This window comes from Faecalibacterium sp. (assembly GCF_052358865.1).
GTDB classification, from domain to species: Bacteria; Bacillota; Clostridia; order Oscillospirales; family Ruminococcaceae; genus Faecalibacterium; species Faecalibacterium butyricigenerans.
The window spans coordinates 1-8221 of record NZ_DAWCVJ010000092.1; the positions used below are offsets into that span (position 1 = coordinate 1).

At 58.6% G+C, this 8221-nt stretch carries 7 protein-coding genes and 5 tRNA genes; 3 read left to right on the plus strand and 9 right to left on the minus strand.

Annotated elements, in window-relative coordinates:
* Positions 1 to 369 precede the first annotated feature (369 nt).
* Positions 370 to 1635 carry a plasmid recombination protein gene (locus ACT8X9_RS11705; protein WP_444269105.1) on the plus strand — a complete coding sequence of 422 codons (1266 nt, stop codon included), beginning with the start codon at positions 370 to 372 and terminating at the stop codon, positions 1633 to 1635.
* Between the two features lie 17 nt (positions 1636 to 1652).
* Entirely contained in the window at positions 1653 to 1829 is a 177-nt protein-coding gene (locus tag ACT8X9_RS11710; RefSeq protein ID WP_444269106.1) for a hypothetical protein, read from the plus strand.
* A 98-nt stretch (positions 1830 to 1927) separates the two neighbouring features.
* On the opposite strand, the gene ACT8X9_RS11715 is transcribed toward ACT8X9_RS11710, so the two are convergent.
* The 3 genes from ACT8X9_RS11715 to ACT8X9_RS11725 all read right to left on the minus strand — a co-directional run bounded on the left by ACT8X9_RS11715 (position 1928) and on the right by ACT8X9_RS11725 (position 3885).
* Positions 1928 to 2179, minus strand: a complete 252-nt coding sequence (locus tag ACT8X9_RS11715) for a DUF6061 family protein (RefSeq protein ID WP_444269107.1) — start codon at positions 2177 to 2179, stop codon at positions 1928 to 1930.
* A 152-nt stretch (positions 2180 to 2331) separates the two neighbouring features.
* Positions 2332 to 2416 (minus strand) — tRNA-Tyr (locus tag ACT8X9_RS11720).
* 113 nt (positions 2417 to 2529) lie between these two features.
* Entirely contained in the window at positions 2530 to 3885 is a 1356-nt protein-coding gene (locus ACT8X9_RS11725; RefSeq protein WP_444269108.1) for a D-alanyl-D-alanine carboxypeptidase family protein, read from the minus strand.
* A 177-nt stretch (positions 3886 to 4062) separates the two neighbouring features.
* Here ACT8X9_RS11725 and ACT8X9_RS11730 point away from each other — a divergent pair, with 177 nt between their 5' ends.
* Complete coding sequence (locus ACT8X9_RS11730; protein WP_444269109.1) at positions 4063 to 4764, plus strand: metallophosphoesterase family protein; 702 nt, start codon at positions 4063 to 4065, stop codon at positions 4762 to 4764.
* Between the two features lie 51 nt (positions 4765 to 4815).
* Here ACT8X9_RS11730 and recG read toward each other — a convergent pair whose 3' ends face one another.
* The 6 genes from recG to ACT8X9_RS11760 form a co-directional block, all read right to left on the minus strand.
* Positions 4816 to 6876, minus strand: coding sequence for an ATP-dependent DNA helicase RecG (gene recG, locus ACT8X9_RS11735; protein ID WP_444269110.1), 2061 nt, complete (start codon positions 6874 to 6876; stop codon positions 4816 to 4818).
* A 95-nt stretch (positions 6877 to 6971) separates the two neighbouring features.
* Positions 6972 to 7523 carry an FUSC family protein gene (locus tag ACT8X9_RS11740; protein ID WP_249234269.1) on the minus strand — a complete coding sequence of 184 codons (552 nt, stop codon included), beginning with the start codon at positions 7521 to 7523 and terminating at the stop codon, positions 6972 to 6974.
* 164 nt (positions 7524 to 7687) lie between these two features.
* A tRNA-Cys gene (locus ACT8X9_RS11745) sits at positions 7688 to 7762 on the minus strand.
* A gap of 29 nt (positions 7763 to 7791) precedes the next feature.
* Positions 7792 to 7867 (minus strand) — tRNA-Gly (locus ACT8X9_RS11750).
* A gap of 85 nt (positions 7868 to 7952) precedes the next feature.
* Positions 7953 to 8029, minus strand: a tRNA-Asp gene (locus tag ACT8X9_RS11755).
* A gap of 29 nt (positions 8030 to 8058) precedes the next feature.
* A tRNA-Gly gene (locus ACT8X9_RS11760) sits at positions 8059 to 8134 on the minus strand.
* Positions 8135 to 8221 lie beyond the last annotated feature (87 nt).

An 8221-nucleotide genomic window follows, 5' to 3' on the forward strand; every position in this document is an offset into this window, starting at 1 on the left:
CATTTTTTCACGGAAGAAGTTCGTACAACCTGTACGGTCTGTACTTGTACGCACCTGTACGGCGAATTAAAGCAAATTAAAACGTGTTATCGTTTATATTTCAAGTTTTCGTACACCGTACGAACCGTACAGGTTATTTGAAGTCCGTACGCAATTTTTTCAGATACGTACGGAGCAATCAAGTTCGCATTGTGCGAACTTGATCGTAGCTCTCCCGCAGGAGACGTTCCCCCTCGGAGAGTCCTCGAAGAGCCCACTACACTTTGCAGCCCATAGGGATGAAAGTGTTATAGTGGGTTATTACACTTCCGAAGAAGTGCATCTCCGTTCCCCGTCACCTCTCGATGAACCTTGAAAGGAGGGATGCCCTTGGCAAGAAATGATGGTATTGACCGCACAAGTGTCCGAAACCTCGCCGTTTCGGATAAGGCCGTTGGTAACACCCAGCAGCACAACGAGCGCGAAAAGGACAGCTATCGGAACCCCGACATTATCCCCCAGCGCACCTCATGGAACGTCCACTTCAAAAAGCCAACCGCCAGCTACACCGACCTATTCGCCCGACTGGAAGCCGCCGGAACCATCTCCACGCGCGGCTTGAAGCCGGATGCCACCCATTATTGCGAGCTTGTCTTTGATGTCAACTCGGCCTATTTTGACAATCACGGTGGCTACGAGTTCGCCAAGCAGTTCTATGAGGATGCCTACAAAGCAGCCGTTCAAATCGTGGGCGGTGAGCAGTATATTCTCTCGGCTGTCATGCACGCCGATGAGATCAACCGTGCCATGACCGAGGCACTAGGCCGGGAGGTCTACCACTACCACCTCCATGTGGTCTATGTGCCTGTGGTGGAAAAGCAGATCCTCTGGTCGAAACGCTGCAAGGACAAGGCACTGGTCGGCACAGTCAAGGAGACCGTCATGCAGGTCAGCCGGAGCAAGAAGTGGGCTTCCAAGCCCTTGCTGGACGATGCCGGAAAGCCTGTCCTGCAAAAGAACGGCAAGCCAGTCCTGAAGAAGTCGTACAGTGTCCTGCAAGACGATTTCTTCAACTATATGCGCAATGCTGGGTACACGGATGTAGAGCGTGGTGAGCGTGGCAGCACTGAAGAACACCTGACCGTCACCCAGTTCAAAGTCCAGCGGGAGCAGGAGCGACTGGACACTCTGACCGCCCAGATTGACCAGAAAGAGCAGCACCTCACCCAAACCAACAAAACCCTCTCCAAGACCGAAAAGGAACTTGCCGCTGTGCAGAAAAAGGTCACGCTCACAAAAGAAGCCCTCATTCATGCGCGCGATCTGGATTATATTGGTAAGCGCACCTTTCTCGGCAACTATTCGCTGACCGAAGAAGAGTTTTCCAAGCTGAAAAAGCAAGCCGACCACGGCTATATGATGGACGTGGAGAACCGCCGCCTGAAAGAAGAACTTTCCACCGCCAAGAAGGAAGCTGCTCATTGGGGTCAAAAGTATCACGACCTGTGGTACGACGTGAAACCCTATCTGGACGCGCTCCACCGTGCGCCTGAACTGGTGCGCAGCTTTCTGGAAAAGATTCTTGCCCCCAAGCAGGAGCGCACCATGAATGTGCCGCAGAAAAACCGCAAGCGTGGTCAGGATATGGAACTTTGAGTTTCGGAGGATACTATTTGAACAAAAAGAAGAAATCAAACAAATCCGGCTACCCGGATGAAGCAATCAAGACCCTTGCACGTTGCTTTTATCCCTCCATGGTTGAGTTTTTCAACAGCGAGGAAGGCCAGCGTGAATATGAGGAGTGGCTGAAAGAGCAGGAAGCTCTACAAGCCTTGCTTGTTGCCGCATAAAAACAGCAGGACGCTCCCAGTAAAGGGAACGCCCTGCCTTATATAGATGTATCTCACCGAGGTGTGTCCAGTTGGGCACACCTCTCATTTTTTTGCCCTTAATCTTCTAACCCATGGCTCCCGGTCACATTCTTCAAATATTCCTCTGGGTCGCCATTCAAAATCAAGTCCGCATAGCCCAGCGGGTCATTGTAGATGAGGTAGTCCAGTTCTGACCTCTGCTCCATGGTAACATCCAGAGCATCCTCAACCCCGGTGCAGTCAATGGAAATTTTTCTCCCGTCCCGGAGCAGCAGCTCCACGCAGCCAGTGTCTATATTAAACTTGCAGGCTCTTTCATCGTACTTCATAATCATACCCTCCAAATCTTGTGATTGTCTTACGGTCTATGACAAGGTATCGGAGTTTTGCGCCGTCCACGGGAGCCTTCGTTGTTGTACCCGAAGAAAACGAAAAATCCGAACCCTTCTCCAATCGGAAACAGGTTCGGATTTTTCTTGTTTGGTGGGCGCGGGTGGATTCGAACCACCGAAGCTGAAAGCAGCAGATTTACAGTCTGTCCCCATTGGCCACTCGGGAACACGCCCTTATACAGTTTTTTGCAGTCGAGGACTGCCTGTATATATTACCACTCGGGAGCGTGTTTGTCAACTGCTTTTTACAGCTTTTTCGGGAAAATCCGGATGCTGGACGGCATGGTTCAGTCGCGGGGACGGCCGTAGCGGTGGATCTTCTTGGAGGGGCGGCGGTCATGCTGGGCGCTGAGGAAGAGCCACGCGGCATAGACGATGGCGCAGAGGGCGCTGACGCAGAGCACGACCTTGAGGTAGAGACTGCCGAAGAACTCCCGCAGCTTCGAGAGGGAGTAGAGCAGGCTGCTCTGGCTCACGTCCTGCCCGGCGATGAGGTTGACCATGCCGATGGTCTCGCCGGCCAGCTTCAGCTCCACCGTTCCGATGATGTCGCCCTGCTGGATGGGGGCGCAGACGTAGTCGGGCAGATGGAAATACTTCTGGGTCACAGTGCCGTCGCCCGAGGAGGGCAGGAGGGTCATCATGCTGTTGTCGGGGTAGAGCTTGAGGGTGTCGGTGTCGGAGGAATATTTGACGGGGATCTCGGCCAGTGCGAGGTCGGTGTCCAGCGCGGGCTGGATGGAAAAGCTCTGGAACACCCAGTCGATGAGCCGGGTCGTCTCGTAGAGGGCCGGGCGGCGGTTGGCATAGCCGTAGGCGTCGCAGGTGTCAGGGCTTTGCATGATGCAGAAGATATAGGTCGAGCCGTTCTGATTGGCCCACGAAACATAGCTCTGGTCGCCGTGGTCGTTTTTGTAGGCCATCACATCGCACATACCGCCCTGCATGGCCTTTCGGTAGAAGCTGCCGCCGCTGGTCTTGTTGAGCGCTACATTCTGGCTCAGGAGGACGAAGCTCTTGGCGTGCTTTTCCTTGGCGGGCATGGTGAAGGTGGGGGCGGACGAGATCTCCACGAAGGCATCAAAGCTCATAAGATACCGCAGGATGAGATACATATCCACGGCTGTGGTCACATTGCCGCTGTCGAGGCCGCAGGCGTCCGTCCATGTGCTGCCGGTGGTGCCGATGCGCTGGGAGAGGGCGTTCATCTGGCTCACCCAGCCGGCGAGGTCACCGCCCGAGAGGCTGTAGGCGAGGCCCATGGCGGCTTCGTTAGCGTTCCGCGTCACCATCGCATAGACGGCCTCCCGGTAGGTGAAGGTCTCGTTGGAGCGCATATCGGCGTTGTCGCTGTTGTGGACGTAGTCCGAGATGGCAAAGGGCATCTGGAAGGTATTGTCGAGCTGGTCGGCATAGTTTGTCAGCAGCAGCGCGATGGTCATATATTTGGTCAGCCCCCCGGCGGGCACCTGACGGGAGCTGTCCTTGTCGTAGACGATGATGTTGGTGTCTGTATTGACGACATAGGCGCTTCTGGCCTGCACCTCATAGAAGAGGCTGGGGTCGAAGAGGGCTGAAGCCGGTGCACACAGGCAGCTCAACAGCAAAACAAGGCTGAGAAACAGGGTAACGATACGTTTCATGTGGACATTTTCCTCAAAAAGCGATAATATATTATAGTATCGGACAAAAAGCATGGTCCGTTCACACAGAGCAGAAACAAGGCTCGCCAGAGGGGCCTTATACTTTATAATAACAGGTTTGATGGGGCGTGACAAGGCTTTTGGGTCGATTTCACACTCCGCACAGGGAGGCAGAGAATGGTATATCTTACGGGCGACACCCACGGCGAGCTGGACCGTTTCAAAGAAAGAGAACTGCGCCGGGCAGGCAAGGGCGACATCGTCATCGTGCTGGGCGATTTCGGCTTCGTGTGGGACGGCAGCAAGGCCGAGCAGAAGAAGCTGGACTGGCTGCGCAGACGGCCTTACACCCTCCTCTTCCTCGACGGAAGCCACGAGAACTACGACCTGCTGGAGCAGTATCCCACCGAGGAAAAATTCGGCGGGCTGGTGCAGCCGCTGGGCGGGGAGCTGTACCATGTCTGCCGGGGCAGCGTTTTGGAGCTGGAAGGGAAGAAATACCTCTGCTTCGGCGGTGCGGAAAGCCCGGACAAGGAAGAACGGGAGACCCACGTCAACTGGTGGCCGCAGGAGATGCCCTCGGACGAGGAATATGCCCGCTGCGAAGCCGCGCTGGAAGCAAACGGCTGGCAGGTAGATTATGTGCTGACCCACGACGCGCCAAGCAAGTTTCTGGATTTCAGCGTGCTGGCTGTAGGCGAGAGCAACCGGCTGCACCTCTTCCTCGACGAGGTCGTGATGAAGACGACCTACGAAAAGTGGTTCTTCGGCTGCTATCACCGGGACGTGCAGCTCTCCACTAAGAGCCGCTGCCTCTTCTGCGATGTGGTGAGCATCGGGGAGAAGAAAAAGTGGTGGCAGAAAAAGAGCAGACATTGAAACAGAAGGCCCCCGCAGTTTGACGCTGCGGGGGCCTTTTTTGGCTGCTCTTCAGTTCATGGCCCCGGCCTGATCGAACATCTGCTCGACCTGACGGGACAGCAGGGCGTGCTCAGGGCGCTCGAGGAGTGGGTCTTCGGCCAGCAGGGCTGCGGCCTCGCTCTGGGCGGCGTGGAGGGTGCGGGTGTCGTTCATGAGGTCGGCGACCTGTAAGGTCGGCAGACCATGCTGGCGGCTCCCGAAGAAATCGCCGGGGCCGCGGGTCTCGAGGTCGTACTGGGCCACGGCGAAGCCGTCGGAGGTGGAGCAGAGGAAGCGGAGCCGCTTCTGCACCGACTCGGAGGCGTTGTCGCTGACGAGGAAGCACCAGCTCTCCGCCGCGCCCCGGCCCACCCGTCCGCGCAGCTGGTGGAGGGCGCTCAGGCCGTACCGCTCGGCATTCTCGATAACCATGACCGTGGCGTTTGGCACGTCCACCCCCACCTCGATGACGGTGGTGGAGACGAGGGCATCCAACCGCCCGGCCTTGAAATCCTCCATGACCTCGGCTTTTTCCTTCGGCTTGAGCCTGCCGTGCATCAGGCCCACCCGGCGGTCGGGCAGCAGGGCCTTGGCAATGTCCTCGTAGTAGCTCTTGACGGCGTTAAGGCCGCTGCCGCCCGCGTCTTCGATGGCGGGGCAGACGATATACACCTGACGCCCGGCACCGATCTCCCGGTCGAGGAAGCCGTAGAGGTCGGCCCGCTTCTTGCCGGTGATGCAGCGGGTCTTGACCGGCTTGCGGCCCGGCGGCAGCTCGTCGAGGATGGAGATGTCGAGGTCGCCGTACATCAGAAGCCCCAGTGTCCGGGGAATGGGGGTGGCGCTCATGACCAGCAGGTGGGGGTTCGCGGCCTTTTCGGCCAGCAGGCCCCGCTGACGGACGCCGAAGCGGTGCTGCTCGTCCACGACGGCAAGCCCCAGCCGGGCGAAGTCCACGCCCTCGCTGAGGATGGCGTGGGTGCCCACGATGAGGTCGGCTTCGTCGTCCCGGATGGCGGCGAGGGTGGTGCGGCGCGGGGCAGCCTTCATCCCGCCTGTGAGCAGGGCCACCCGCATCCCAAAGGGGGCGAGCAGGCGGTTCAAGTTCTCGGCGTGCTGGCTGGCCAGAATTTCGGTGGGCGCCAGAAGCGCTGCCTGATACCCGGCCCGGATGCAGGCCCAGATGGCCGCAGCGGCCACCAGCGTCTTTCCGCTGCCCACGTCGCCCTGCAGGAGCCGGTTCATGGAGGTCTCACCCGCCATATCGGTCAGGATCTCTTCCACGGCCCGCCGCTGTGCACCGGTGGGAGAAAAGGGGAGAGCGTCCCAGAAGGGGGAGGCGTCGGCCTTTTGCATGGGCGCGCCGGTGGAGGCCGCGCCGTGGTTCTTCATCCGCCCGATGCCCAGCTGCAGGACCAGCAGCTCTTCGTAGATGAGCCGCCGCCGCGCCGCGAAGGCCTCCTCCTCAGAGGCAGGGCAGTGGATGGCCCGGACGGCGTCGGCCTTGGGGAGCAGGCGGTATTTTTTCAGCATCCCGGGGGGCAGGGGGTCGGGCAGAAGCTCGACGTGAGGGAGGAGCTGGCGCACACATTTGGCGATGGCGCTGCTGGTCAGCCCTTCGGTCTGCGGGTAGACGGCCTCGAAGGGGGAGGAGGCCACCTGTGCGTCGGTGCGCACCTGCGGGTTGACCATCTGGCGGCGGAGCATCCCGCCGGTCACGATGCCCTGAAAATAATATTCCTGTCTCAGCTCCAGCTTCTGGACCGCATAGGGGTTGTTGAACCATGTGACCTCGAGGCTGGACACATCATCCCCGGCGGTGATGCGCTCCATTCGCCGCCCGCCCGGGAGGATGCGCCCGCCGGGCTTTGCGAATACCTCGGCCTTCACGACACACTCGGTGTCGCTGGGAGCTTCGGCGATGGAATAGGGCTTCGAGAAATCCAGATACCGGCGGGGATAGTGGCAGAGCAGGTCGCTGAGGGTCAGGATGCCCAGCTTCTCGAACCGCTCGGCGGTCTTAGGGCCGACGCCCTTGAGGTAGCGCACCGGAGTGTCCGGGGTGAGGGTGGTGTGAGACTCGGCAGGCATGGCGCGGCCTCCTTTCCGGAAAGTGATGATATGTCCATTGTATCACGGCGGAGGGCAAAAGAAAAGCGCCCCGCCGGAGCGGGGCGCGAAGACGTTCAGACCTTGCTGCCCATTCGGAACAGACCTTTGAGTCCCTCCCAGAAGGCCACGACCCGGGCGCGGGGGAGGAAGTAGTTGACCAGCAGCGCCATGATGACGCCGATAGCGGTGTCGAGGATGCGATTGAGCGCGTAGCTCACATAGCTCTCGATGGGGGTGCTGAACAGCACGATGCAGAGCACCACGCCGCCGGGCTGGACGCCGCCCGGCCAGAAATACTGACACAGCAGGATGAGGATGACGGTGGCAGCGCCCAGCAGCACCGCCAGAAAAACGGTGTGGCCGCCCTGCGGATAGAACAGCAGATACACCCAGAACACACCGATGGACAGCAGGCCTCCGATGAGGGTGCCGAACAGTCGGTTGCCGCCGTTCTGGATGGAATCCCGCATATCGACGCCCATGCCGAAGATGACGCCGATGCAGGCAAAGGCCGGGTTGCGGCCGATGAGACAGTAGACGATGGCCACCAGCATGGCACTGACGGCAGTTTTGATGGTGCGCCAGCCCACATGGAGCTGGAAATCTTTGCGCGGGAACTCTGGCATGAGTCTGTATCCTCCTCTGTTGATGCAGTTCTTAGCCGTTTTTTTGCGGACACGCCTAGCATAGCACAGAGCGAAGAGGGGAGACAAGACTTTTTGCGTAAGTAGATTATTTAACGAGAGCGGAAAACAAAAAATCCCGGATGCCTCAGCACCCGGGAGTCTTTTGGAGGTGACGACCAGATTTGAACTGGTGGATGAGGGTTTTGCAGACCCTTGCCTTACCACTTGGCCACGTCACCATATTTGGAGCAACTGTTGCTGCTCCTTATGGAGCGGCCGACGAGGCTCGAACTCGCTACCTCCACCTTGGCAAGGTGGCGCTCTACCAGATGAGCTACGGCCGCATATTCGGTGCATTTACCCCTGCACCCATCATTTAATGATGCCCTGAAATAAATTCAAAGTAGGTAGAAGCTTTCGCTTCAAATGTGGCGACCCGGATCGGGCTCGAACCGACGACCCCCAGCGTGACAGGCTGGTGCTCTAACCAACTGAGCTACCGGGCCATACCGGAGCAACTGCTGCTGCTCCATAATGGAGCGGCCGACGAGGCTCGAACTCGCTACCTCCACCTTGGCAAGGTGGCGCTCTACCAGATGAGCTACGGCCGCATATTGGAAACCCTGCTGGGTTTCCTGACTGGTGCCTCCGATCGGAATCGAACCAATGACACGGGGATTTTCAGTCCCCTGCTCTAC

What these genes read in the sequence shown, in the direction of transcription:
- ACT8X9_RS11740 (WP_249234269.1), bottom strand. Translation starts at nt 7,523, where the DNA reads ATGCCAGAGTTCCCGCGCAAAGATTTCCAGCTCCATGTGGGCTGGCGC.
- recG (WP_444269110.1), bottom strand. Translation starts at nt 6,876, where the DNA reads ATGCCTGCCGAGTCTCACACCACCCTCACCCCGGACACTCCGGTGCGC.
- ACT8X9_RS11725 (WP_444269108.1), bottom strand. Translation starts at nt 3,885, where the DNA reads ATGAAACGTATCGTTACCCTGTTTCTCAGCCTTGTTTTGCTGTTGAGC.
- ACT8X9_RS11730 (WP_444269109.1), top strand. Translation starts at nt 4,063, where the DNA reads ATGGTATATCTTACGGGCGACACCCACGGCGAGCTGGACCGTTTCAAA.
- ACT8X9_RS11715 (WP_444269107.1), bottom strand. Translation starts at nt 2,179, where the DNA reads ATGAAGTACGATGAAAGAGCCTGCAAGTTTAATATAGACACTGGCTGC.